This window comes from Paenibacillus planticolens (assembly GCF_013141725.1).
Taxonomy (GTDB): domain Bacteria; phylum Bacillota; class Bacilli; order Paenibacillales; family NBRC-103111; genus Paenibacillus_E; species Paenibacillus_E planticolens.
Map to the genome: position 1 here is coordinate 42,828 of NZ_WHNZ01000004.1, position 26,318 is coordinate 69,145.

31 protein-coding genes are annotated in these 26,318 nt (G+C 49.2%); all 31 read left to right on the forward strand.

Features of this window, described 5'->3' with window-relative positions; translation table 11 throughout:
* Window positions 1-543: 543 nt before the first annotated feature.
* Window positions 544-999 carry a phBC6A51 family helix-turn-helix protein gene (locus GC097_RS00325; protein WP_216625602.1) on the forward strand — a complete coding sequence of 152 codons (456 nt, stop codon included), beginning with the start codon at window positions 544-546 and terminating at the stop codon, window positions 997-999.
* Entirely contained in the window at window positions 999-2,696 is a 1,698-nt protein-coding gene (gene terL, locus GC097_RS00330) for a phage terminase large subunit (RefSeq protein WP_171681361.1), read from the forward strand. The genes GC097_RS00325 and terL overlap by 1 nt, the downstream gene beginning before the upstream one ends.
* A 111-nt stretch (window positions 2,697-2,807) precedes the next feature.
* On the forward strand, window positions 2,808-4,301 hold the full coding sequence (locus GC097_RS00335; RefSeq protein WP_171681362.1) for a phage portal protein: 1,494 nt from the start codon (window positions 2,808-2,810) through the stop codon (window positions 4,299-4,301).
* Window positions 4,301-5,104: a phage minor capsid protein gene (locus tag GC097_RS00340; protein WP_171681363.1), complete on the forward strand. Its 804-nt coding sequence runs from the start codon at window positions 4,301-4,303 to the stop codon at window positions 5,102-5,104. Before GC097_RS00335 ends, GC097_RS00340 begins: the two co-directional genes overlap by 1 nt.
* 118 nt (window positions 5,105-5,222) lie before the next feature.
* Window positions 5,223-5,543: a BppU family phage baseplate upper protein gene (locus GC097_RS00345; RefSeq protein ID WP_171681364.1), complete on the forward strand. Its 321-nt coding sequence runs from the start codon at window positions 5,223-5,225 to the stop codon at window positions 5,541-5,543.
* 13 nt (window positions 5,544-5,556) lie between these two features.
* Complete coding sequence (locus GC097_RS00350; RefSeq protein WP_171681365.1) at window positions 5,557-8,310, forward strand: fibronectin type III domain-containing protein; 2,754 nt, start codon at window positions 5,557-5,559, stop codon at window positions 8,308-8,310.
* Window positions 8,311-8,332: 22 nt separating this feature from the next.
* Window positions 8,333-9,670 (forward strand): polysaccharide deacetylase family protein, encoded by a 1,338-nt coding sequence (locus GC097_RS35140; RefSeq protein WP_281364220.1) that lies wholly within the window; start codon window positions 8,333-8,335, stop codon window positions 9,668-9,670.
* A 90-nt stretch (window positions 9,671-9,760) separates the two neighbouring features.
* Window positions 9,761-10,930, forward strand: coding sequence for an acyltransferase family protein (locus GC097_RS00360; protein WP_171681366.1), 1,170 nt, complete (start codon window positions 9,761-9,763; stop codon window positions 10,928-10,930).
* Between the two features lie 130 nt (window positions 10,931-11,060).
* Window positions 11,061-11,753, forward strand: a complete 693-nt coding sequence (locus GC097_RS00365) for a phage scaffolding protein (RefSeq protein WP_171681367.1) — start codon at window positions 11,061-11,063, stop codon at window positions 11,751-11,753.
* Between the two features lie 67 nt (window positions 11,754-11,820).
* Entirely contained in the window at window positions 11,821-12,939 is a 1,119-nt protein-coding gene (locus GC097_RS00370) for an SU10 major capsid protein (protein ID WP_171681368.1), read from the forward strand.
* A 57-nt stretch (window positions 12,940-12,996) separates the two neighbouring features.
* Window positions 12,997-13,200: a hypothetical protein gene (locus tag GC097_RS00375; protein ID WP_171681369.1), complete on the forward strand. Its 204-nt coding sequence runs from the start codon at window positions 12,997-12,999 to the stop codon at window positions 13,198-13,200.
* 16 nt (window positions 13,201-13,216) lie between these two features.
* Complete coding sequence (locus GC097_RS00380) at window positions 13,217-13,612, forward strand: hypothetical protein (protein ID WP_171681370.1); 396 nt, start codon at window positions 13,217-13,219, stop codon at window positions 13,610-13,612.
* 16 nt (window positions 13,613-13,628) lie between these two features.
* The gene (locus GC097_RS00385; protein ID WP_171681371.1) at window positions 13,629-13,946 is read left to right on the forward strand and encodes a hypothetical protein; all 318 of its coding nucleotides are present in this window, start codon (window positions 13,629-13,631) and stop codon (window positions 13,944-13,946) included.
* Window positions 13,946-14,419 (forward strand): HK97 gp10 family phage protein, encoded by a 474-nt coding sequence (locus GC097_RS00390; RefSeq protein WP_171681372.1) that lies wholly within the window; start codon window positions 13,946-13,948, stop codon window positions 14,417-14,419. The genes GC097_RS00385 and GC097_RS00390 overlap by 1 nt, the downstream gene beginning before the upstream one ends.
* A 1-nt stretch (window position 14,420) precedes the next feature.
* A complete protein-coding gene (locus GC097_RS00395; protein ID WP_171681373.1) occupies window positions 14,421-14,882 on the forward strand; it encodes a hypothetical protein in 462 nt (153 codons plus the stop codon).
* Window positions 14,883-14,897: 15 nt separating this feature from the next.
* A complete protein-coding gene (locus GC097_RS00400) occupies window positions 14,898-15,950 on the forward strand; it encodes a phage tail sheath subtilisin-like domain-containing protein (RefSeq protein ID WP_171681374.1) in 1,053 nt (350 codons plus the stop codon).
* A gap of 21 nt (window positions 15,951-15,971) precedes the next feature.
* Window positions 15,972-16,409, forward strand: coding sequence for a phage tail tube protein (locus GC097_RS00405; protein WP_171681375.1), 438 nt, complete (start codon window positions 15,972-15,974; stop codon window positions 16,407-16,409).
* Between the two features lie 102 nt (window positions 16,410-16,511).
* Window positions 16,512-16,901 (forward strand): phage tail assembly chaperone, encoded by a 390-nt coding sequence (locus GC097_RS00410; RefSeq protein WP_171681376.1) that lies wholly within the window; start codon window positions 16,512-16,514, stop codon window positions 16,899-16,901.
* A 178-nt stretch (window positions 16,902-17,079) separates the two neighbouring features.
* Window positions 17,080-18,759 carry a tape measure protein gene (locus GC097_RS00415; RefSeq protein WP_171681377.1) on the forward strand — a complete coding sequence of 560 codons (1,680 nt, stop codon included), beginning with the start codon at window positions 17,080-17,082 and terminating at the stop codon, window positions 18,757-18,759.
* Between the two features lie 2 nt (window positions 18,760-18,761).
* Window positions 18,762-19,448 carry a LysM peptidoglycan-binding domain-containing protein gene (locus GC097_RS00420; RefSeq protein WP_171681391.1) on the forward strand — a complete coding sequence of 229 codons (687 nt, stop codon included), beginning with the start codon at window positions 18,762-18,764 and terminating at the stop codon, window positions 19,446-19,448.
* Window positions 19,445-20,584: an XkdQ/YqbQ family protein gene (locus GC097_RS00425; RefSeq protein ID WP_312875583.1), complete on the forward strand. Its 1,140-nt coding sequence runs from the start codon at window positions 19,445-19,447 to the stop codon at window positions 20,582-20,584. The genes GC097_RS00420 and GC097_RS00425 overlap by 4 nt, the downstream gene beginning before the upstream one ends.
* Window positions 20,585-20,588: 4 nt before the next feature.
* Complete coding sequence (locus GC097_RS34595) at window positions 20,589-20,915, forward strand: DUF2577 family protein (RefSeq protein WP_171681378.1); 327 nt, start codon at window positions 20,589-20,591, stop codon at window positions 20,913-20,915.
* Window positions 20,916-21,329, forward strand: coding sequence for a DUF2634 domain-containing protein (locus GC097_RS00435; protein ID WP_171681379.1), 414 nt, complete (start codon window positions 20,916-20,918; stop codon window positions 21,327-21,329).
* Complete coding sequence (locus GC097_RS00440; protein ID WP_312875584.1) at window positions 21,329-22,384, forward strand: baseplate J/gp47 family protein; 1,056 nt, start codon at window positions 21,329-21,331, stop codon at window positions 22,382-22,384. Before GC097_RS00435 ends, GC097_RS00440 begins: the two co-directional genes overlap by 1 nt.
* A complete protein-coding gene (locus tag GC097_RS00445) occupies window positions 22,384-22,944 on the forward strand; it encodes a YmfQ family protein (protein WP_246293851.1) in 561 nt (186 codons plus the stop codon). Before GC097_RS00440 ends, GC097_RS00445 begins: the two co-directional genes overlap by 1 nt.
* Before the next feature lie 15 nt (window positions 22,945-22,959).
* On the forward strand, window positions 22,960-24,222 hold the full coding sequence (locus tag GC097_RS00450; protein WP_171681380.1) for a hypothetical protein: 1,263 nt from the start codon (window positions 22,960-22,962) through the stop codon (window positions 24,220-24,222).
* A 149-nt stretch (window positions 24,223-24,371) separates the two neighbouring features.
* A complete protein-coding gene (locus GC097_RS00455) occupies window positions 24,372-24,764 on the forward strand; it encodes a DUF4376 domain-containing protein (RefSeq protein ID WP_446686390.1) in 393 nt (130 codons plus the stop codon).
* The gene (locus GC097_RS00460) at window positions 24,758-25,234 is read left to right on the forward strand and encodes a hypothetical protein (RefSeq protein WP_171681382.1); all 477 of its coding nucleotides are present in this window, start codon (window positions 24,758-24,760) and stop codon (window positions 25,232-25,234) included. Before GC097_RS00455 ends, GC097_RS00460 begins: the two co-directional genes overlap by 7 nt.
* Window positions 25,235-25,237: 3 nt before the next feature.
* Window positions 25,238-25,441, forward strand: a complete 204-nt coding sequence (locus tag GC097_RS00465; protein WP_246293852.1) for a BhlA/UviB family holin-like peptide — start codon at window positions 25,238-25,240, stop codon at window positions 25,439-25,441.
* A 5-nt stretch (window positions 25,442-25,446) separates the two neighbouring features.
* On the forward strand, window positions 25,447-25,704 hold the full coding sequence (locus GC097_RS00470; RefSeq protein WP_246293854.1) for a hypothetical protein: 258 nt from the start codon (window positions 25,447-25,449) through the stop codon (window positions 25,702-25,704).
* Window positions 25,701-26,312, forward strand: a complete 612-nt coding sequence (locus tag GC097_RS00475; RefSeq protein ID WP_171681384.1) for a glycoside hydrolase family 73 protein — start codon at window positions 25,701-25,703, stop codon at window positions 26,310-26,312. Before GC097_RS00470 ends, GC097_RS00475 begins: the two co-directional genes overlap by 4 nt.
* Window positions 26,313-26,318: the final 6 nt, after the last annotated feature.

Genomic DNA, 26,318 nt, shown 5'->3' on the forward strand with positions numbered 1-26,318 from the left:
ATTTCGTAGGGCTGGCGCGGGTTAAGACATCTTCATAAAAGCCGTGTTTTAAACACATGTAAAACGGTCGGAATTGCATAAACGTTGCATAAAAAATAAGTGTTGACATATGTGACGAGTTATGATCCGGTATACTATGCACGAAAAATAAACGCTTGACAAACGAACTGACGTATGATTCACGAAAGTAAACGTAAATAAATCGCTTGACACGCGGATAATTATATGAACGTTACCCCCAAGGCGTATGGCTCAAATCGCTTCGGTCAGGTCCGCGAATCTTTCCGCCAAATTTTTAATAACGGGGGTCTTACGTTGTCTAAAAGCGCTAGTCATGATGCGGAGCGACTCCGCTCATACCGCGAGAGGAACCCGCATCTTACATTTTACACGACTTCACGTTATCATGCGAAGAAATTCGGGTGCTACTCGGACAGACCTACGTGTTTTTAGCGCCTAATTAGCGCGATATAACGTAAATCATACGAATACACTAGCGCAGCTCGAAACGCGCTAATTTCACGCTGAAAGGAGGCGCAAATCATGCGCGACAGTAAAAAGCTCGAAGCACGCTTAACACGCGAACAAATTACGGCCGCTCAACTAATGGCGGTCAATCAGTTTTTACCGAAAAATCCGCAAGAAGGCGAGCAAGGCCGCTACACGTACGATGAGATTGCGGAGAAATCCGGCATCACGGTCCGCCAGCTCTATAATTGGCGTCATTACGACGAAAACTTCGTCAAATATGTCGGCCATTTGGCGTCTAACGCGTTCCTTTCGCATTTGCCGGACATTATGGAGAAGCATCTCGATATGACGCTAAAAGGGCAGGGCTCGATGAAGGGTATCGAACTCTTCTATAAATTCGGAGGCTTACTCGTTGATAAGACGGAAGTCAAGACGGAGGATGTTAACGCTGGCCAATCGATCGACGAGCGTTTGGCTCTCTTGCAGAAGCGCGCTAACGCTACGGAGGAAACGGAAGGCGACGAGTAATGGCGTATCTTAACGGTACATGGCTTCCGCGCGACGACCGGCAGCAGGAGATCGATAGCCGCATCGCTTTAATCGCGGAATATGATCGCTTAGCGAAGGCCGGTGACTTAACCGCGTACGATATTGATCAATGGGAAGTTGTTGACGCGGAACTAGCGAAGCTCAAGCGGGTTCACCGTGCCGAGCACGATCTCCTCTACTTCACGTACGAATACTTCTCGCACGATCGCAATCCCGCGAATGAGTCGAACCTGATTCCTGCCGGACAAACGTTAAAAAACGCGGCAGAATTCCATAGAACGTTATGCTCGCTACTTAACGATGTAATTACGGGCGCTCAGGAAGGTAACGTAGGGTGGTCGGTAGGACGACGACACGCGAAGACGGCGTACTTAAGTAACTCGTTTTTATGCCACCAGGTCGCGAACCGACATCAAAAATATATTATCGAAGTTTCGGAGACTACGGATGTGGCCGGAGACTTTATCAAGTGGACGGTTAATCAGCTCAAGTTTAACGAAAAGCTACGCGAGGACTACGGACCTCTTTTGCATCATAAGCCATCGATGAATGAAGTCGACAATAAATACGAATTCATCACGTCGACTGGTACGAAGGTAGAAGCGAAGGGTATCGGGACACAAATGCGCGGGCTTCGCCATTTATCCGACCGTCCTGGTCTCTTTATCCTCGATGATTTGGAGTCCGGTGATAATACAAATACACCTGAAATGCGGAAGAAGAACCTTCACTGGTTCCGGTCCGAAATGTTGGAAGCGCTCGGTTTCGGCGGTGTCTGCATCTACATGGGAACGATTGTACATTACGACTCACTTCTTAATCACGTTTTGACACAGCGTAAAGACTTCATATCGCGCAAGTTCCCCGCCATCCTTTCGTGGTCCGAACGTGAGGACTTATGGGAAGAGTGGCGTAAGCTATACAACGCTGACGTTGAGGATGCCGTTGAGAAGGCGGATGCTTTCTACGCGGAAAATGAAACGGAGCTATTACGCGGAACTCGCGTTTTGTGGCCGATATATACGTATAAGTACTTCATGGAAAAGCGCGAATCGATGGGCGCGCGGGCGTTCAATCAGGAGTATCTCGGTAATCCAGTCGATGAAGAATCGCAGATATTTAAGCCGGAAGAATTTACGTTTTTTACCGATAGCGACATCGCCGATATGAAACTCGAGTATTACTGCGGAATTGACTTCGCTATGGGTAAAGAAAAAGGGGATTACTCCGCAATTATCACCGTAGGCAAATCGCCTAACGGTGTTTTTTACGTTGTGGACGCGTTTCTCGAACGTGTGCATCCGGATGTGTTGCTCGAAAAGGCGATCGAACTTACGATGCGCTATCAATATACAGGAATCGCGGTCGAAGCGCAGCAGGCGCAAGAATGGTTCGCGCACAAGCTAAAAGACGCGTTGAAGGCGCATGGTTATCCAGCGACTACTCGCGTTAAGGAGATTAAGCAACGTATGCGTAAGGCATTGCGGATCGAATCGATGCTGCCGGACGTTCAAGCGGGTCGCATTCGGTTTAGGAAGCAGCACCGGTTGCTCCTCGAAATGTTCGAACTGTACCCGAATCATAATCATGATGACGGGCCGGACGGGACGCACATGGCTATAGATGCCGCGAAAAATGGACGCAAACAAGTAACGAATAAGCCCGCGTGGCTATGACGAAAGGAGGCGGTCAGAATCAAATGGTTTCAGCGTAAAGATTACTCGGTCGAAACGTCAGGCAGCGTAACAGAGGTCTTCCAGAGCGGCGGGCTCTTTTACACAGGCGGTATGTTTCCGCCACCGAACGAGATTGAACGGTTATCAAAATACTATCGCGGACGCAAGATATTCGACGGTAAGCAATACGAAATCGTGCAGCGCATGAGCGACCTCCTTAAGGATACGCCACACGCGAAGCAACTCGATAAGCTATACATGGCCGTAAATATTATGGACGTACTGCTAACGAAGCCGGCCGATATGCTCGTAGGGGAACCGCCAACTTATGATTCCGGCAAGGGTCCGGATAGCACGGAGCAGGATGCCGTAAATAGCATCGTAGAGGAAAACGATCTTAACCAGTTAATTCACGAGCTAACGGTTGGCGCCGGCATTCGGGGCGATTCGTTTATAAAGGAGTATTACGGTTACCGGCAGGACTTTTCGGAAGTTCCCGGAGGCGTTCCGGAAGGAATCGCGAAAGAGCCGATTATCGAAGCGGTCAACCCGGCGTATGTGTTTCCGGAACTATCGCATCATTCCGCGAAGAAGTTCAAAGCGATTAATATTGCGACGGTTGAATGGGTGGTTTCGCAATCCGACGGTGAGGTTCCGTTCCTAAACGTTGAGCGGCACGTTCCCGGCTTTATTATTTACGAACGCTATAAACTTTCGGGTCAAGGCGTAGACAATTCTTTTGGTGCGCCCATTCTAACGTTTATGGTCGGCGATAGGGTCGCAACAGGACGCGATAATAACGTAGAAGAAACTGGCGTTCCGCGATTGCTAGTCCAGCACATTCCGTACAAGTCGGTTGATGATTATTGGTCCGGAATCAGCGGAATCGAAAAAATCGAGTCAATTTTAGCGGCGATTAACGATGCGCTCGTGCAGCTCGATTACATTTTACACAAACACTCCGATCCTACCGCGTACGGTCCGGCTCTTGACGGCACTGACGTAAGGATTGGCGGCAAATATATTCCGGTCGAAAAAACAGACGTCACGCCCGGCTATATGGCGTTCCTATCATCGCAGCAACTTGACGGAATCTTTAAGGAGCTCGATCTCCTTATCGGACTCGTGTTCCAGATGAGTGAAACGCCGCAATGGCTATTCGGAACGCAGATTTCCGGAGGATCAGACGGCGGAACGGGCACGTCACACTCGGACGGAGGCGCGATCAAGGCGCGATTTATGCCGGTGTTGACGAAGGTTAAACGGATTCGTTCGCATGTAGATCGCGCGATTAGAGACGCAATCTACAACGCACAGCTACTCGAAAACTTCGCGAATGACGGCGTTGACGGGTTCAGCGAGTACGAATCGGTCTATCCGAAGATCATGTGGAAAGACGGAATCCCACGCGATGAGAAGGCGGAAGCCGAAACGATGCAGATTAGAACGGGCGGCCACGCTACGATCGACGTTAAGACCGCGATTAAACGCATGGACGGAATTGACGACTCGCAGGCTGACGAAATTATGACGCGGATAGAAGACGACACAACGCGCGTTAACGGAACGGTCGACTCTACGATATTTAACGGTGGTGGCGCCTAATGTACGAGGATGACATCGCGGAAATCGTTGGCGAGTTTCGCAAGGCTGCGGAGGGAATTAACGCGGAGATGGCGAGCCTCGACGTTAGCGCGCTGACAAATAGCGGTGCCCGACCGGTGCTTAAACGTATCGGCGAAATACTGCGCGACTTGTTTGCGAAAGTATCCGAAATGGTTGCGCGCTTATTCGGGCGGGCAGCGGCAGAGGGCGTTAGCAAGGCGCGTGAAAGTATCGGCGTTCCAAGTAAGCCGGAGCCATCGAAAACACAGGATGCTTTCGTTGCGGCCGCAACATCCGATATGCAGGCGGATCTTCTCGCCGTAACGCAGAATATCGATCGGCGTACGAAGGCGGCCGTGCGGCGGGCAGTCGCGGATTCTATGCGCGCAAACATTAGTGCCGGCATTAACGGGCGTAAAACGCTTAATCGCGACACGCTTGCGAGGATACGGAAATCGCTCGGATCATCGGCGGACACGGCGATTATTGACGCTGCAGGACGCCGATGGAAGCCGGAAGTTTACGTCGACATGGTTACGCGCACTAAGACGATGAATACGCAAATTGACGCAACAATTAACGAAGCGCTAGCGCGTGACGTTCAATACGGAGTTATATCGCGACATGGGGCTAAAGATGCCTGCGCTAAGTACGAAGGCAAGGTCGTAAAGCTAACGCCGGATGCGCCCGGGGATTATCCGTACATTGGCGATTTGAAAGCGTCAGGCGCAATATTTCATCCAAATTGTAAGCATGTAGTAAGTCCGATAAGGAATCCGGAAAGGGTGATAAACCGTGGATAAGAGCATCGTTATCGAGCCAACGAAAAATAGTGTCTCTGCGTCGCTAATCAAAGTCGAATCCATAATTGCGTTTATATCGCCGGTCCAAGTCGTGGCAGAACGAAAAGAGGTGGGCTGAATGGCGTCACTCAATATAAAGCGGCATGACACGCGCACCGCAATTAAAGCAACGTTAAAGATGCCGTCCGGAAACGCGGTCGACTTAACTGGCGCGACTGTGAAATTCACAATGACAAAGTATGGAAGAGCGCTAGCTAACCGTGAGGCAGACGTCCTGGACGCAGTCAACGGCACGGTCGCGTTCATATTTTTACCGGAAGAGGTTACGGAAACTGGAACGATGAAAGCCGAATTCGAAGTTACTTATCCGGACGGCGCCATCGAAACATTCCCGAACTCAGGCTATATCGCGATAACTATCGAAGCAGATTTGTCATAAAGGAGGCGAGACAGTGGCGTTTGACAGCACTAAACCATTAAAAAAAGCCGGAAACTTACCTGTACCACAATATTGGAACGATGAAATCGAAGACTGGGAAGTCGTTCAGGGCTCCGGCGGATCCTATAATACGTCAGCACCGGTTAAATTGGCGAAAGAACCGTTCAGCGGTTCCGCAAACTTAGCGAAAGAATTCGCTAGTAAGATGAGCGGCTTCGTGATCAGCAACGACGGAAACGCGGACATTACGTTCACGATCGGCGGCGATACATACACGGTGAAGGCTGGCGAAGTATTCGAAGAGGAATTCGCGCCATTTACGACGGTTACAATTACTAGTACAGTCGCATTTAGGGCTTACGGTAAAATGACGGTCGGCGGAATAGTAATCACACCACCTACGCCGGATCCGGACACGACCGCGCCCGATAACGTAACGAATCTCGTGAGCTCAAACATTACGCAAAATAGCTTAACGTTAACCTGGACCGCGTCCGCATCGAGCGACTGCGTGGGCTACGACATCTATCGCGGATTGACGCTACTCGGCACCGTAACAGGAACGGTCTATAACGTAACCGGATTGACGCAAGCAACGCAATACACGTTTACAGTTAAAGCGAAGGATGCCGCAAACAATATCGCATCTGGCGCGTCGGTAACCGCAACGACAGCGGCACAGCCTGCGGATACAACACCACCGGCGAATGTAACCGGTCTCACTTCGAGTAATCTTACGTCGACTGGCGTAACCTTATCGTGGACAGCTTCGGTTTCGTCCGATATTAAAGATTACAACGTGTATAACGGTTCGACGCTAATCGCAACGGTAACTGGTGTAACGTATAACGTAACGGGGCTGACCGCAAGTACATCGTACACATTTACGGTTAAGGCGCGCGACACAGCGAACAACGAAGCGTCCGGCACGCAGATTAACGTAACGACGGCGGCACCGGCGGATACGACTGCGCCGACCAATGTTACTAACTTAACCACAAGTGGATTAACGCAAACGGGCGTAACACTCAATTGGGGGGCGGCGACAGACAACGTAGCGGTAACCGGATATGACATCTACAACGGGGCTACATTTATCACGACGGTCAATGCGCTGACATATAACGTAACGGGACTTACAGCATCCACGCAATATACATTCACGGTTAAAGCTCGGGATGCGGCGGGGAACGTGTCCTCTGGAACGAGTGCTACGGTTACAACTTTGGCGGTAGCTCTTCCGAATCCTGTTACGGGGCTAACGGTCGGCACAATTACGAGCAGCTCAGTACAATTAACGTGGACTGCTAACGCGGATCATTACGAAGTTTCTTACAGCACAGACGGAACGAGCTACACTGTAGCAAATGCGAACGTTAAAGGGACATCCTTCACGATCACCGGACTAAACGTTAGCACGACATACACAATTAAAGTAGCGGCATTAGATGCATCAAATAACCGATCTACAGGTAACCCGACGATTACGGCAAAAACAGCCTCATCCGGAATCGATGTAACCGGCGTGAATGGCCCCAGTTATCTCAGTTTAAATAGTGCGGCACTTGATTTCATCAGGATTCCTAGCATTACTTTTAACGAACTAATTATTATCGCGAAAATACAGAATGGCGCAACAGGTTACATGTTTGATGGACGCGTAGGCGGCCCCACAGCCTATATGACGGGTGCAACTGTCGGCGCGCAAGTTGCTACAACATACATTAACGGAGTGCAAGATACTGACAAAACTGCTCACTTCGCTAATATTCCGAAGGGTGTGAAGAACACGTTACGGTATATGTTTAGCACCGCTATAACGGATGATCTTAACATATTCTCCGACCAAAATGGAACGACAGGATTATCGGTTGATGTGTATAGCATTAAACTGCTGAATGCGGGGACAGTAGTTGCGCAATATGACTTCACTAATCCTTCTTACACTGGGGGATTAATTACCGACATAAGCGGAACCAAACACGCAACGGTAGGCGGCTCAGGTGGAACTTGGAAGTCAGCAGCTACGACTAACCCGCCTGTAGTTACTTGTTCTGTAGCTGAGGGTACTTATGCTACTGCAAAAAGCGTTACGCTTTCTACTGATGTAGCGGCTGACATTTACTACACAACAGACGGTACTTTCCCGAATTGGAGCAGCCCGAAATATACAGCGCCTTTCACAATAACCACTACGTCCACCTTGCGTTTTTTCGCGGTTACATCTGCGTTTGAAATCAGCGCTGTAGAGACGCGCTATATTGACATCATTGCGCAGGGAAGCCATTACTCGACGGTAACGGGTGGCATCCAGCTGAACAGTTTCTTAGCGGATCAGTTTGTACTTGATATCGCTGTGCCCGCGACAAAAACAGCTGGCGGGGCTAACAGTGGATATGTTTACGACGGCAGAATAGGGAATGCACAATCGTTCGCTACGACTACCGTCGCATTAGGCACAAGTATATCCGAAATGAAAATAAACGGAACTACTGTTACTGGAGCAAGTTGGGCGACATCGTTACTTACAAATACGAGATCAAAAGTATCTGTGACGACGAAATTTGCATTTGCCGATGATACCAACATACTGTGTAAAAACGATGGACTGGAGGCTTTGGAAGGGAAGGTTTACTCGATCAAAGCATATAAAAACGGTGTATTAAAAGCGCACTTTGATTTCACAAATCAATCAACAGGAGCAACGGTTACAGATTTAACAGGCAACGGGAATACTTGCACAATTACTGGCGGTACTTGGAACTAGAAAGTAAGGAGGCGTGTAATAGATGATTATAAAATCTGGTGGTCAGGGCCCGATAGGACCCCAAGGACCAGAAGGACAGAAAGGAGATAAGGGAGATACTGGACCACAGGGCCCACAAGGGCCCCAAGGACCTGCAGGTAATGGCGGGGCGATTTCCGCGAATGACCGTAAAAAACAGCCTATGGTCGTTTTTATCTTCGACGATCCTGATGATTATAAACTGCTGTACGACAATCGTGGCATGTTCAAGAGCCGAGGTTATAATTACACGGTTGCATTTAGATCAGATTGGGTAGGCGCAGGTTTCCAGTTTACTTATGCTATGGCGCGGGAAATGCAGGCAGAGGGATTCGAATTTGCTTATCATGGTAATAAGCACAATTTCACGGCTGCGGTACTAGCAGATGACATTGAGCAATATCTGGCCCTAGTCTTACCGGAAGGTCTAAAGATTAACGGATACGTCGGACCTAACGGACTGTATGATGAGCAGATTATTTTTCACCAATACTTCAACAGATTTAAATGGGCTAGAGGTGGGGGGAATACTGGAGTTGCTAATGTGGGTAATCCTGTGGACTATTTCAAACTAATTCCCTCTAACTTTATCGATGATTTAACAAGCGAAGCAGCACTTGCGACGGTAAAGGCTAAAATTGATGCTTTAGTCTCTAGGGGTACGGGAATGCTGGAATTTAGTATGCATTGGTCAACGCAGGGGCCGTACATGGATCAGTTGTTAGCTTATATTCAGACAAAAGGCATCCCCGTTGTAACTGCAAGCGAGGCATATGAGACTTATGGGGCAGTCATCGAATACTACGATAGCAGTATACAGCTTGGTAATGACCTTACAGTACGCATTGATGGTAACGGGCCTAATTCTAACGCAGCATCTTCACCACACTTCGTTGTACAGAAAGATGGCGAAGTGATTTCTAATACTTCCGTGGTAAGGTATAAAAGGCCGAAAAAGGGCACGGCGAATTTAAATGGTAATACGCTTGCTAAAGATTTTGATATAGGATTGTCTATTATCCCTTATGGGTCTATTGACGATTACACGAACTTAGCAGGGCAGGGAACATTGTATAATTTCAACTTCGGGAAGAACCCAGCACAACAATTCCAACTTTTCAAGGCATACAATAAGGGTGGGGTCTATTTCAGGGAAAATAAAACGGATGAATCGTGGAAAACCACTAGCCTAACAGATAAACTTGGCATATTTAGAGCAGTACCTGCCGTCTCTACAGCCGCAGGGGAACCTGGAGACTTTTCAGCAAATGCCAGTTATGTTTACGTATGTTACGCCGCTAATAGCTGGATACGAATTCCGAAAGACACTACTTGGACATAGTATTAATTCGTTCTTGTAAGCCCTCTTAATTTAATATATTCTTTAATAAGAACAAAAATGTTCTCAATATTGAATAATTGGAGGGCTTCTATGCATAAACGATATGAAGAACTAGACTCTTTGCGGGGGCTAGCGGCTTTATTTGTTGTGTTTTATCATGTGTATCAAGTGATTCCAACAAATAAAATATCCAAGATAATATTCGAGTATAGTCCTCTTCGGCTGTTTATTTCGGGTGGAGAATCTGTAATCTTGTTTTTTGTTTTGAGTGGGTTTGTTTTGGCCCTCCTTTATCTGAACAATAAGCAGCCGAGTTATTCCTCATTTATTCTCAAGCGAATTTGCCGCATTTACTTACCATACTTATTCGCGTTTGTTTTTGCGGTTGGATGCAAAGAAGTGCTGTACAACGGAAAATTGCAAGGAAATATTAGTTGGGTAACCTTAGCTTGGACATCTCCGATTACCTGGCAGGCAATTAAGGATCATTTGTTTATGCTAGGAACATTTATGAGTAATCTAAATCCTGTCATTTGGTCGCTTGTGCATGAAATGAGGATATCGATTATTTTTCCATTAGTAATGTTCCTAGTAGTTAAAACAAATTGGAAAACAGGTATAGGTCTTGGTCTAGTGGCAAGTGTATTATCCATTGTAATTAGTCATGTTTTCAAAACTTCGAATACAGGTATAGAATACGTGGCTACACTGAATTATACTGCTATGTTCATTATAGGAGCATTACTCGCCAAGTACAGAAGTCAGATTTCCCTTAAGTTTAGTTCACTAAGCAAAAGAATTAAAATCCTCACACTAGCAGTTGGGCTATTCACATATCTGTTAGTTCACCCGTCATATGTGCTTAGTATTCTTTTTCATGGGTTTTCTCCTTTCTATAGGACAGTTATTGACTCATGGTTTGTTGCAACAGGTGCTTCGATTCTTATCATTTTTGCAATAAATTCGGTTTCATTGTCGCGCCTGCTAACAATTCGTTTTTTGAACTACTTAGGAAAAATTTCTTATAGTTTGTACCTTATTCATGTTGTGGTTATTCTTATGATGGTTCACTTATTGCAGGGTCAGGGCATTCCAATCGGCATTATCCTAACTGGCTCGTTGATTGTATCTTTTATTGTTGCAAGTCTGATGTATTATTTTATAGAGAAACCGTCGATTAAGTTAGGTAGAACACTAACTCAAACGAGAAATGTTAAAAGACTTGCAACAGAAAAGACCACAAGCAGCAGGATTGCCTAAACAGTATGTAAAAAAGTAATGCAAGCTCCGATCGGCTCGGAGCTTTTTCCCGTTGTCCGAACGTTCACGACGTTAAACTGAAACGGTCCGACTAAACGATAGCCGACGGGCTTTAAACGGAGGTATACGAATGAACAACGATATCAAACGCAAATTTCCGCTAAGTCTCGATATACAATGGTTCGCAGAAGAACCACCCGCTGATCCACCGCAGGATCCGCCAGCTCCTCCGAAAAAGTTGGAGATGACGCAGGAGGAATTCGACGCAAAGATCGCGGATCGTCTCGCACGCGAACGCAAGAAATTTGCAGACTACGACGATATCAAAACGAAGCTCTCCGATCATGAAAAAGCGGAAGAGGAACGCAGACTGGCGGCCATGTCCGAAAAGGAACGCCTGGAAGCGGAGAAAAAAGAAGCGCTGGAACTTGCGCAAACCGAAAAGGAAGCGCGTGAGAAAGCGACGACAGCCGCTAATCAACGCCTCATTAAATCGGAGTTCCGTGCTTTGGCGCGCGAGCTCGGTATCCGTCCTGACGCGCTAGATGACGCTCACAAACTCGCTGACTTATCCGCGGTAAGTGTAGACGATGATGGAAACGTGGTCGGCGTAAAAGACGTAATTGAGGCGCTTGTTAAGGATAAACCGTATCTAGCGGAGCAAGCGAAGAAAGAAGCGAAATCGATCGGCAATCCTTCGAATCCACCGCAGCCTAACGAGATTAAGACGCTTGAGCAGCAGTTGGAGGAAGCGAAGCAGAAACGCGATTTCAGTAAGGTAATCGAATTATCCAACAAAATCAAAGCCCTATTACGTAATTAACCGTTCCGCCTAAATTGGCAGGGGCGGTTTTTTAATTTACACCAAAATCTAAGGAGGAATTTCTCTCATGTTAAAAACTTATGACTTTCAAGATCAAATCCGCGACCTATCCGCAGGTATTGACCTAATTATTAACGATGCTCCAACGCTTCTCGGCCTAGTAGGTATTAATGGCGAAGCGCTAACGCAGACGAAATACGAATGGATGAGCGATAACCTTAACTCCAACCGTTCCACCGTCAACGGCGCGAAATTGGTTAGTGATACTTCCGTTACTGTAGCGACAGGCGACGGAATTAAATTCCGCGTTAACGCCCTTATCGTAATCGGTGAAGAGTACCTGAAAGTAACAGCGGTAGCCGGCGACGTTATCACAGTATCGCGTGGATTTGACGGCACAACTGCGGCAGCCATCGCTAACGGCGCAGAAATCCGTATCGTAGCGCGTCCACAACTCGAGGGCGCGGGCGTAGGTGTTGACGAAGGTCACGACAGACAAGTTGAGTACAACTACACGCAAATCATCGAGCGTTACGCGCAAGTTTCCGGTACTCAACAAGCAGTCCGTACTTACAATGTAGGTAACGAGCTTGACTACCAAGTACAGCTTCGCCTGAAAGAAATGGCGCGTGAGTTCAATGACTGGTTGATCTACGGTCGTCGCGTACAAGGTGGCGCAGGCGTTCCTCGTATGACTGGCGGTCTGTTGTACTTTGCAGCGCAAAAAGCATCCGCTAAGAAAAACCTTTCCGGTGCCGAAGTTGCTGCGAAAGACATCAACGAATTGATGGAGCAAGTATACCTGCGCGGGGGTAACGTAAACACGATTCTGACTAACACTGCAGGCGCGCGTCAGATTTCGAAGTTGGCGGATAACCAAATCCAGGTTCAACGCACTGACTCCGCTACTGGTCATCAAATCTCCACGTTCGTATCCGACATCACTGGCGGTAACGTGGCGACTGTCGTTGTCGATCCGAACTTCCCGAAAAATAAAATCGCGTTGTTCGACCGCAATATCCTCTCCATGCACGCGCTTAACGGTCGCTCTGCTAGCGACGTTGACGCATCCGTTGCGGGCGCTGACTTCGTTGCGCGTCAAATCCGTGGCGAGTACGGTATCAAAGTTAAGAACGCTGCCGAGAAGATCGCGATCCTCGAGAACGTTAGCTTAACTGTATCCTAATAAAACGAAGAAGGGGCGCTTAAGCGGCGCCTCTCTTTTTCTTAACGGAGGTTTAAAATGGCGGATTATAAAGCCAGTCCGTTCTACGCGGTACAAAGCGGCGAGACTCGCGTTAGTTTCGACCAGTCTGGCGCGTACTCAACGGACGATGACGTTGAAATCAAATTACTCGACGGACTCGTTCCGACTTGGATTCAACGTGTAGACGAAAAGCAACCGGAGGCAAAGGCGCCAACCACGCGCAAAACCTCCGCTAAATAACGGAGGTGACCGCAATATGGCGGCAAATTTAGGCGGCGCAGAAGAGTACATTGAATTAAACGTAATCAACCTCGACGATTGGGCGGAAGCAGACGAAGCCAAAAAACAACGATTGTTAACGGTGGCTGAACGTACTCTTATCGGTCTATACGACGGGTACACGATTCCGGATAACGCAGTTTACGAATATGCGGCGGTCCTGGCAACGGTATTTAATGATAACGGAATGCTTAAGCGGCAGGGCGTGGCAGGCTTTAGCGTGACCGGCGTCGGCTCATTTACGTTCGCAAATGCGGGCAGTCCGTCCGATGATATTGCGCGATTCATTCCGAAGGCAGCGACGGACATCATCAACGCGAGCAATGTCGGACGGCCAACCGTCGGTGGTCGCGTAAGATGGACCGTTCTATGACCGGAGGTGTGATCTAATGGCGCTCGTACCGTTGAAGCAAACGATTACTGTTACGAAAGCCGGCGTTACTGACGAATGGGGCGACGTTGGTCCAGGCGATGAATTGACGCTTAAGGCGCGTGTAGTCGAAGAAACGAAAATCATTACGGCCGCATCCGGCAAAGAAGCGGTTACTAGTCTACATATTTACCTCGATAAGCTGGCGGATATCTCATATGACGACACAATAACTTTCACGAATGAAAACGGTGTGACGGTCGAGAGAAAGCCGCTATCTATCGCGGTCAAGCGCGGATTTAGTAGCAAGCCTATCTTAACGGAGGTGTTCGTTTAATGGCGAGCAATCGCATTGATATCGATTTAAACCGTCCGGGCTCGTTCGTGCAGAACTTGATCGGGCGTTTTTTCCGTGGTTACGGTGAACGGCTCGCGAACGCAGCAGGTGACGGTGCGAGGCGCGGCCTTGAAGACGTAATGGACGATTGGAAACGCGAGGCGACGGATCTTGCACCGCTTAAGCACGGCACATTGAGACGCGGCATCCACGTCGATGTCGACCAATCTAGCGGCAAGTTAACCGGCGCCATTTCCGTTACCGCGATCGAAAGTAAGGGCGGACGCAGCTTTGATTATGCCGAGTACATCCACGATATTTATCCGCAGGTCCACGGAAAATCGTTTAAACATCCGACGACGCCGGGCACTATTCCGGAGTTTTTAGATAAGCCGATGGAAGACAACGAGGATGTATGGAAACGCGAGCTTGAGCGTGAGATACGCGAAGGTTTGAGACGGAGGGGATTCTAGCGTGACGCTGACTAACGATATTAAATCGATTGACGCTTTCATCGCGCAGAAGTTTCCGACGGCTACGACTTCGCATAAGCAGACAACGCCATCGGCGCACGTTGCCAATTCGTTCGTTACACGGTTTCAAAATACGATCAGCACGACGGAAACGGCGGTATCTTGGCGCACAGAACGCGAGTATCAAATCGTTTATTATGGCGCTAAGTCAGCGGATACACTTGCGGCAATGGATGCGCTAAGTGAGACGTTCTATACGGCGAAGGTGATCGCGAAGGACGGCGACAGTCGCTTTATTCGCGTCGAATCATTCGCCTATAGCGCTCCGTTCAAGGCGGCAGATTCGGATATGTACGTCTGCATCGGAATCTTACGTGCTGTGACGCGTGAGATGCGATCGATGGCTACTTATGAGTCGGCTAACAAAATAATGCACGTAAATGTCCGGTTGAAACCGGAATAATAAGGAGGCTACACAATGAGCGGTGGTTCTTGGGATCCTACGTCCCTGCCCGTTAGACCGGGTTTATACCTCAATTTTAAATCCGCTGCAGTAGCGCAGATTAGTGGAGGCGCGCGAGGTACCGTGGCGATTCCGCTAAAAGCGTTTGCCGGCGGGTCTGCGACAGTTAAAACGTTCTATACCGTTACAAATGAGACGGATGCGGCCGCCCTATTTGGCGCAGCTAACATCGTTTCGATTAAATACGCGCTCCAAGGCGGCGCAAAAGAGGTGCTCGTTTACACGTTGCCGCCAAGCGCGACAGCTACAGACTACGCCGATGCGCGTACGGCATTCGATACGCGTCCGTTCAATGTACACGTATTCGATGGCGAAGTAGCTGCGGCGATTCAAGACTCGATGCTTACCTGGGTTGCGGCGAATCGGACTGCGGGCAAGCATTTCCTTGCGGTATTCGGGGCGGCTGCAGCTGCGGACGATCAAACGCCAGCAACCGGGAATGCGCGCTCAGTCCGTTTGCTCGACAATTACGCTGTTAACTTAACGGTCGGCGCGATCATAAACGGAACAGCGGTGTCGTCCGGCGTATACGCACCGTATCTTGCGGGACTCATCGCAGGGACACCGATCAACCGTTCGATTACGTACAAGGTGCCACCGGTGTCTGACGTAAACAAGCGCTATACAAACAGCGAAGTTGTTGCGGCATTGGCTGCGGGATCGGTTGTCCTCGTAAACGACGGCGAGAAAGTACGCGTTGAACAGGGCTTGACGACGTCCGTTAAGAAAATCCGCTCGATGCGCGCGCGTCAGGCGATTAGCAACGACATCACGAAGACGGCAGCGGATTCCTATATCGGCCAAATAAACAACGATGCGGACGGTCAGGCTGCGCTAATTTCGGCAGTTAAAGCGTATCTCGAAACGTTGGAAGGGTCGGGCGTTTTATCCGACATCTCCGTCGGTCTTGATCCTCAATACAAGAGCGTAGGTGATAGCGTTTACCTGTTGATTAGCTACGTTGAGTTAGACAGTATGGAACGGATCTTCTTAACGATTTCCGTATAACAACGAAAGGATGGTGTAACGATGCCAGTATTAGATCCAACGCGCACGATTCAAGGGCATTTCGGCGAGATTTGGAAGGACGGCGTATGGCTTACGAATTTCTATAAAGCGGAAGCTACCGTCGACATCTCGTACGAGAAGATTAAACGCAGCGGTACGCGCCGAGTCGGCAATAAGCTCGGTCCTATCGAAATGTCCGGCAGCATCGGCGGGTATAAAATCACGTCAGAATTTGCGGACCAGATTGCGCAAGCTAAAGACGACAGACGAGGCGCATTTGTGTGCGAACTTATTATCGCGTTGAAAGACCCAGAAGCATACGGATATGAGCGCGTCCGCTTAAAAGGCGTTCAGTTTACGAAGATCGACATCATCAAGTTTGAGAGCGGATCGATCGTCGAACAGGAATTCCCTTTTGTATTCGACGACTACGAGTATCTAGATAAAATCACGCAATAAGAGCATGAATCAAGCGCAGTGTGACGGAAATAGAGCGTTAGACTGCGCTTTAACTTACGAAAATAAACGGCAACATACGCCGACTATCGGAGGATATAAATTATGGACGCATTACAGGCGCTATTATCCGCAAATACGGAAATTGAGAAGGACGTTTTTATTAAGCGGTTGAACGTAAACTTCCGTCTTAAAGCGATTAGCACGAAGGAACTTGAAAAGGCGCGCGAACAGTGCACGAGAATGACCGGTACAGGATCAAAGCGCGAGTCAACGGTCGACTCCGACAGACTTAACGCGGTTCTAGCAACAAAATTCTGCGTCAACCCGGACTTCGGAAACGCGGCGCTCCTAGATAAGTTTAGTGCGGCTAATGCGGTTGAGTGCGTAGGTAAGGCGCTCTTGCCAGGCGAGCTTGTTAGGATCGTTGCTGCTGGAATGGATTTGTCTGGTTTCGGTGACGAGGAAGATGCGGAGGAAGACGTAAAAAACTAATTCGGGCGGGCGGTATTCCGTATCTCGTACATCGGATATTTCAGCGTCATCATATCCCGCCTGATGAGTTTTATGAAAAAGACGTTCGGACGCGGCGTTTCATGCTCGTATCAGAAGCGCTCGTGCTCGAAGAAAGGAGAGATGACCTATCGCTTTCGATTTAATCGCGAGACTTCGCTTGATCGACAATATGACGCGTCCGGCCACCAAAGCGATGCGCACTATGGGAGCATTAGCGCTAAAAACGGCAGCGGTTGCGGTGGGAGTACACGCGCTTAGCGCAGCGATTGCGGGTGTGGCCACAACAAAGAGCGCTTTGAAACTGGCATCTGACGCAGAACAGGCGAACATCGCGTTCACTACAATGTTAGGTAGCGCGGAAAAAGCGACCGCATTTATGGAGCAACTTTCCGATTTTGCCAACGCGACGCCGTTCGATCTCCCGCAATTACGGGAAGCATCTAAAAAGATGTTAGCGTTTGGATTCAGCGCAGAGCGAGTGCTTCCGATGTTAACAGCGGTTGGTAACGCATCGGCGGGGCTTAGCTTGGGCAAGGAAGGTATAGATAGGCTTACGTTAGCGCTCGGACAGATGCGTGCGAAGGGTAAAGTATCAGGTGACGAGATGCTGCAGTTGGTAGAAGCCGGTATCCCTGCGTGGGAAATACTTGCGCAGAAGATGAACACGTCGACAGCCACCGTCATGAAAATGTCCGAGAAGGGAATAATTCCTGCGGATAAAGCGATCAACGCACTCATCGACGGGATGAATAAACGCTTCCCCGATATGATGGATAAACAGTCGAAATCACTAGGCGGAATGTGGTCTACGATGAAAGACACATTTGAGAATGATCTACTCGTTAAGTGGGGCGAAGGTATTAGCGCAGCTCTTAAGCCGAGATTCGACGCGCTTATTAGTTGGATAAACAATAACGGCGCAACTATTAAGCGTTGGGGCGAGACGCTGGCTAAAGCAGCGAAGGCGGGATCGGACGCTATACTATCGAATTTCGAGCGCGCGTTTAAGTATGTGCGAACGAATTACCTCGATAATCCGGCGTTTAAAAACTTATCGACGATTAAACAAAAATTCGAATTCATCATCGATGATCTTAAGAGAACGTTCGATTCGTGGTACAAATCGGGCGGTAGCGAGCAGATAAAAAGCGCTACGAGTAGTCTGATCGGATTTATCAGCACGGCGCTGTCAGGGTCTAGCAACCACTTGGCGAGCGTCGGAATTGACCTCGGCAAATCGATCGCTAGCGGGATGCTGACGGGACTTGAACAATTCGCGAAAGAGAACCCGAAAATGGCTGCGCTAATGACTTACATTGCCACGCCAGGAAGTCCGACGGTTAAACTTGCGGCTGCTATCGCGGTAGGCTCTGGCGGAGTCGAGTCCGTTTCAAAGATATCGAGTGACATCAAGTCTGATGCAGAAGTGTTTAAAACGGAAGGGTTCGGTTCGGGCGTTAAAAACTTCCTCAAGCCATTCAATAGGTTACTCCACCCAGAAGTCTTCCTAGATGAAAACGGAAAGGTTCTCGGAGGACAGCCCCTTATTGATTATCGGAAGGCGCATCCGGGCCCTCCCGCACCACCACCTAGCCACGCAGGAGGATTATCCCGCGTACCTTACAACGGATACATGGCGAGACTCCACGTAGACGAGGAGGTTCTTACGAAATCCGACGCGGATAAACGTCGTGTAGGTGGCGGCGGATCGATTAGTGGAAATGGACCGCTAATTCATATCGAGCGCATGGAAGTACGCCAGGACTCCGATATTGATGCCGTTGCTAGATCACTCGCACGAGAACTTCACGGCCTACAGGGGGCGATCGCACAGTGACGATGTTACAGTTTCATTTATCTTATAACAATGGTGAGGAACGCCTACAATTACCCGTAAACCCCGAACGTATAAGCGTCACCACTACGCGTGGGTATGAGGACATCGAGGTAACACAATTAGGCGAGTACACCGTAATTGGCAACGCTAAGTTACGGGAATTTTCGTTCAGCTCGTTTTTTCCTCGCGAGTATAATCCATCATATTGCGAGTATGCCGGATTCCTCCCTCCGTGGGAGATTGTCCGTAAAATTGAGCGTTGGATGAATACGGGACGTCCGATTAGGTTTACGTTGACCGGACAGATATATGACGAGTCATTCTTCGCGGTCATTAACGAAGCAGTAACGATCCGCTCCTTTAATTATTACGAAGTGGCCGGTTCGCCTGGAGATATCTACTTCGATATGTCGATGAAAGAATACGTATTTATCGAGTTCAGACGCTTAAAACAAACAACGGATGCGAGCGGTGACATCGAGGTAACGCAAGATGCTCTGCGGCCGGACACGAGCGCAAAGGTGGCTAATTACACGGTGGTGAACGGAGATTCGCTGTTCAAAATTGCTGCACGGTCTAGTGTTTACGATAACGGAGACAAGTGGCGCGATATCTATGACGCGAATAAATCGCTGATCGGACCGAATCCAAACTCGATAAGTACCGGAATGGTGTTGGTGATACCGTGACAATTAGCGTAGTTTATAACAACGACATTTACTTGGATCCTTTATTAACATCCGTTACATGGTCCGGTGATATCACGCAAGGTTTCCGTAAGCTAGAGGTTCGGCTTAAGAATACGGTAGACGGGCGGCATCAAGCGGTTAATATCGAATTGGGACGCGAACTGCGCCTATACGAAGATGATATTGAGAAGTTCCGCGGAGTTATATTTACGCTCGACATTAACGCTACAGGAGACCTGGACATTACAGCGTATGACGAGAACGTTTATCTTACGAAGAACTCCGACATTCGAAAATTTACCGGTATGACTGCGTCGGCAATCATCCGCCAACTTTGCGCAGACTTTCAAGTACCGGTAGGAGCAATCGCAGAAACTGGCTACGTAATACCCCGATTAATTCTACGCGATAAGACAGTATGGGAAATGATGGTTGCGGCGATATCCGAAACTAGACGGCAGACTGGTCGGCGTTTTTGGATAACGTCAAAAGAGGGCGCACTTGTTCTAATAGAACGCGGTGATAAAATCGTCGATTGGGTTCTGGAGAACGGCGTAAATATCACTGGGGCAGGTTACAGTCAGACTATCGAAGATATGCGAAACTCCGTAAAAGTTACCGCTAATGACGACGCGAAACCTTCGGATACGGTTAACTACTCGCCAGAAACACTCGAAATGATAACGGGCACCATTGCTACTGAGTCGAAATCGCCGATCGTAGCAACCGCAAAGGATGACGATAATATTACGCGATTCGGACTGATGCAGCATATCGATCATATGGATTCTAGCGCGACGCAGTCATCCGCCAATCAAATGGCCATCGAGCTCCTTAAAGAGTTATCGAAGACAAAGGACGAAGCTCACATCGAGGCGCTCGGAAACTCCGAAATAGTGGCCGGTTCTGCAGTTTACGTAATTGAGTCTATGACATCTATCGTAGGCGGTTTTTACGTGATTACCGATACGCACACGTGGGCTAACGGGGTACATCAAATGGAACTGAGTATATCCGGAGACGAGAGTTTACCTATGCTGAATTACGCAGACTTAGAGCAAGTAACTACGGAGAAGACCCGAAAGAAGGACGAAGGCAATAACTACTCGAAAGAACTCGCATTGTTAGGGGAGTGATGCAATGGGTAAAGAAGGAACGGGCGCTAGTCAATTAGCACAGGTAATTCGTAGCCTCGGATACAACGATTTTGATCGTTTCGAATTCGCTACCGTAACGTCACTTATCCCGACAAAGATACGAGTGGACGGTATGAAAATCGAACTGGACGCGTACGACATCGTTATGGCCGAGCACCTTACGGATCATACGCGAGATGTAACAATAAATGGCGGAGTTTTATCGACGATGGTGGTTAAATCTCCACTAACCGTAGGTTCCCGCGTTATTGTCGCGTCCATGAGTGACGGTCAAAAATACGTGGTTTTGGATAAGGCGGTGATGATATAAATGGCGCTGAGTCCGTTAAAAAGTCCGGAATCACCGCGGGCGGTTAAGGTTACGCGGGTAATCGGCCCCTCTAAGACATACGAAATTTTTGGGCCTCCTTACGAAGTAGGCGGTGTAATCGACGGGTCGGCTGCAATTCGGCAGTTTATACGAAAAGCGATAGCGACCGCACGATCTCGCTTTATGATTTATAATAGCCAATACGGATGCGAAATAGCAGACTTAATCGGTCAAGACACGCCTATGGAATTACTACAAGCGGAGGTCCCGCGAATCATTCGCGAGGCGCTAATTTATGACGACCGTATCAATAACGTCAGTAATTTCGTTCTAGGGCGCGCGGGCGATCAATTATCGGTGTCATTCGATGTCACAACGAGCGAAGGCGTTATAAAGGAAGGAGTGGTGATTTAGTGGCGTATGAAACGAATACAAAGGCCGCTATCTTGCAGCGGATGCTTGACGCAACGGCGTCCGATATAGATAAACGCCAGGGTAGCGTTACCTACGATATGCTTTCGCCAGCCGCGATCGAACTAGCATTAGCTTATGCGGAGCTCGATAACGTGCTTAAGTTCGGATTCGCGGATACAACATACGGAAATTATCTCGATATGAGATGTGGAGAACTCGGAGTCTACCGTAAACAAGCGGTTAAGGCTACGGGTTCTCTTACGTTTACTGGACCTAACGCGACGGTAATTCCGTTAGGGACACGAGTTTCCACGGGCGGTAACAGTCCGGTCTACTTCGTAACGACGGCGGCCGGCACGATCGCGAGCGGGATGGTTACGGTAACGGCGGAAGCATCTAGCGGAGGGGCGTCCGGCAATGTGGCTCTCAATACGGTCACGCTCGTGCTTGGTAATCTTGCGGGCGTAGTAACGGTAATTAACGCAGCTAGCTTCAGCGGCGGATCAGACGTAGAAAGTGACGCGGACCTACTCGCCCGTTATACCGAGCGCGTACGGAAGCCTGCCACGAGCGGCAACGCTAATCAGTATCTCGCGTGGGCTAAAGAAGTAGCCGGCGTTGGTGACGCGAAAGTGTACCCGATATGGAACGGAGCCGGTACGGTTAAGGTTGTCCTGCTCAATACGGAAAAAACTGCGCCATCTGCTTCGGTAGTTACGGCGGCCACCGACTATATCACATTAGTCAAACCGGTCGGCGCTACGGCCACAGTCGCCGGTGCTACCGAGGTCGCGATCAATGTTAGCGGCAATTATACGCTGAAATCCGGCGCCACACTTACGCAGGCCAGGGCGCAGATACTCGCTGGACTAACTGCGTACTTAAAAACGGTCGCCTTCGTTGATCCGATCGTCAGATATTCGCAAATCGCAAACGTTGTGCTCACTGCGGACGCTGTTACGGACTACGATCCAGCTACGCTCACTGTTAACGGCGCTAAGACGAATGTTACCATTGCGGACGGAAGCGTTGCGGTCGCGGGGACGGTGACGTAATGGCACGCGATATCAAGCGAGATATGGGCGATTACCTGCCGAAGTATTATAGTGAGTCGGCGATCGTAGATAATTTGTTGACACGCGAGGCTACGGAGTTTTCGGCGCTAAGCGCGGATATCTACGACGTGCTCGCGCAATTCTTTATCGACACGGCAACGTGGGGCATGGCAAACTGGGAGCGTATTTGCGGAATCCCTGTGGACGAGGCGAAGCCTATCGAGCAGCGGCGGTCTGTAATTAGATCTAAAATGCGCGGTGTTGGTACGGTAACGGCGGCGCTTATCAAGAACGTGGCGGAATCCTTTAACAACGGGTCCGTCAGCGTGACGGAGGATAACGCTAACTACACGATTAAAATAGCGTTTACCAGCAGTCTCGGCGTACCAGATAATATCGTGGACATCCAAACGGCATTACGCGAGATCATTCCGGCACACCTAGCGGTAAGTTTCTTGTTTACATACATGACGTGGGGCTCTTTGGATGTTCGTGGGTTTACGTGGGGCACGTTGACTACAGCCAACTACATGTGGAGTCAATTCGAAAAATTAACATAACGGAGGAGGTTGCGAATGGCTACAACAACACCGAAGCTCGGACTTCCGCGTCCGACATCGAGTGATAACGTAACGCTCGCGAATCAGCAAGCGTTAATTGACGCGATAGATAACGGGGCGGCCAAAGTGGCGCATACACACGATGGAATGGCGGGCAATGGGGCGCAGATTACGGCGGCAGGGCTCGCAAGCGGAGCGGCAACGGATACGGTCATCGGAAACAGGACCGCCGATCAATCGCAGGCCCCGTCGGGCTCAAGCGGTACCATAACGCAGCTATTCTCGTGGATCACGAACCGTATTAAGGCGATAACGGGCTCGGCGAATTGGTACGACGCGCCACCAACGACGTTGACCGCGGCCAATACGCACATGACGGCTACGACAGGCGTGCACGGAGCAACTTCGGCAGCTACCGCGAATGCGTTAATTACTCGTGATACAAACGGTCGCGCACAAGTGGCGGCTCCCGCAGCGGCGGCGGATATTGCACGGAAAGATACCGTCGATGCGGTGGCAGCCGTCGCGAACGCGGCATTGCCGGCGACTTCGTATACGGCGGCGGATGTGCTCGCAAAAGTTAAATCGTTGGGCGGGGCAGGTAGCGGACTAGATGCGGATTTATTCGATGGACTCGATTCGGTCGCGTTCTGGAAGACGTCACAGCTCCGGGTGGTAAACGCGGGGGCGCCAACGGCTCGGCTACAATACTTCGATGCGGGGGTGTGGAAAGAAGTGGGCAATTTATTCGACAAAACAGCGATGACTCAATTTCAAAATCCCGCGACAAGTAATTTAGTCGCCTTGAGCGCAACGTATTCAACGCTGTATTCATACACGGGCAAAGGTTACTTGGATTACGCTTATTTAATGTCCGACTCTTCCGTTGAGGTTGGGATCAGAATAACCGTTGATGGTGTACTCAAATTTGAAGGTAAAGTAGCCGCTGCTACTACAGCGGCTATGGCTGGCGTTATGCAAAGAAATCAGTTTATGGTTTCTTCACCCAACAACGGAAACCCAAATCCATATATTGCATCCAATAATAACTCAGGTGGTGCAATACATAATTTAAAACTAGGTCCTGGTTGGAGTGGTGGAAATACCATAAATCACGTTGACTATCCATATACAGCTAACGCAAGTGTAGGTTCAAAAGGACATATTGCTATACTCAATGATTCTATTTACTTTGCAAGTAGCATTTTGATTGAGGCAAAAGCAACTTCCGGTAGTACGACAGCGACTGCATATAACTATGCGGGGGGTAAAATCTGATGTACTCTATCGATAACGGCAATGTGTATTGGTCTGCTGACGGCGAAACAAAGGTTATCGGACCGGAAACGCGAACAATAACGGAACGCATCGACAATGATACCGTCGAGGATATTTCCTACACGTTCGACTTGGAACTCAGTGAATATGTGGAACAATCGCGGGAGACACGCAATGAGCCTGATCTCAGCGTTAAATCACCGCTAGAACTAAAGTTGGCTGAGCTCAACGTTGCCTGTAACGCTACAATCCTAGCAGGCTTTGCATCTAATGCGCTCGGATCGCAGCACACGTATGATTTCGACTATGACGCGCAGATCAACCTCGGCGGAATGCTTAACGCGATCACTGCCGGTCTAGTCACGGAATCTTTCATGTGGAAAGCGTCAGGTGTTCCGCAGTTGCACACACCGAACGTATTTAAAGCGGTATTCGCGGACGGTCTCGCACATAAAAACTCGTTGATCGAACGCTATTGGACACTTAAGGCGTCCGTTCTAGCCGCTGAAACTTCGGAAGAAATCGACGCGATTAAATGGTAAATCTCGAACCGTGCGACGTCATCTTCGTTAGAAAACGGAAGCGCCCGTCACTCTTCGCGTGGCTTGTCTGTTGGATAACGAAGTCGCCGTACTCTCACGTCGCCTATTACGTAGACGGCACGCTCTTATTTGAAGCTAACGCGAACAGGTCGGCCGGTTTCGCTGACTTATCGGACCTAACGGAATACGACGTAAAACGCCTCAAATTACCGCTTGAAACGAGGCGCGCAATACTTAATCGGATAATTGCGACTGAGGGCGCAGGTTACGGGTGGGGCGAAATCGCCGCGCTTTTTTTGCGTCTAAAATTCGGCATTAATGTATTTTACGACGATCGGCAGCGGTATATCTGCTCGGAAGAGATCGTCAGAGCAACGTATGAAGAGACCGGACTCCGCATCGTAGACCAGATCACATTTGACGTAAGTCCTGCCGACTTATGGCGCTCAGACTATTTAACGGAGGTGTGACGGTTGGAATCTGATATGGTTAAATATTTTCTAACGCAGGGACCGTTCGCGGTCCTTTTCGTTTGGCTTCTTATATACGTAATGAAAACGAATAAGGAACGCGAAGGCCGCCTGCAGGACCTGCTCGATAAGTTTTCCGATAAGTACGACGTAATCATAGCGGAGATCCGCGATATGAAGGAGCATCTTCCGCGTAGAAAGGAATGACGTCTATGGACGATATTTTAAAGTTAGCTGCGCTTGTTGCCGCAGTCGTCGGCGTATCGAAGTCAGTAGCGGCAGGAACGAGTGCCGAATCATTAATTAACAGGATCGCTCCTATTAGCTCGCTCATCGTTGCGGCCGTATTCATACTCGTACCAGACGCGGTCCAAGCGAAAATGACGCTAATCGCAACGGTCGGATTGACTGCAGCCGGTGCGTACTCACTCGTTAAACCTAAAATAGGGAGCGGTGGTGGTCCGCAATGACTCGCGCAGAATTCGTCGCCAAAGTTGCGCCCGTCGCCGTTAAGTTATTCGCGAATGGCTCGCCTATTTTCCCATCAATCCGTATCGCGCAGGCTCTACTCGAAACTGGCGGAGACATTCCCGCATGGAATAACCTCGTCGGATTCAAAGTCGGCAGCGGCGTTCCTAACGCATACTGGCGCGGACGCTCCGTAAGCACACGCACGTGGGAAGTCTACGACGGCATCCGCTACGATAACGTGGTCGCTAATTGGCGCGCGTATGATACGATCGACGATTGCTTCCGCGATCAAGATTTATTATTCGCGACCGCACGTTATGAACGTGTAAGGAACGCGAAGAGTCCGTCAGAACAAGCGGCGGCACTCTATGCGTGTGGCTACGCGACTGATCCGTTTTATGCGGGCAAGATCGTAGCGCTCGCGTCGCAATACGTGGATTACGATAAGGAGGTGACGGAGTTGAAACTCGATCCAGGCGTTGCGCAAACGGTTATTAATACGTGGATTTCGCCAGCATGGCACGCGACCAATAACGCGGAACAACGCGACTATATCCACTGGCTCGCGAACGAGTTGCGTAAGGCTGCGGGATTACCGCAAGAATAACGAAAC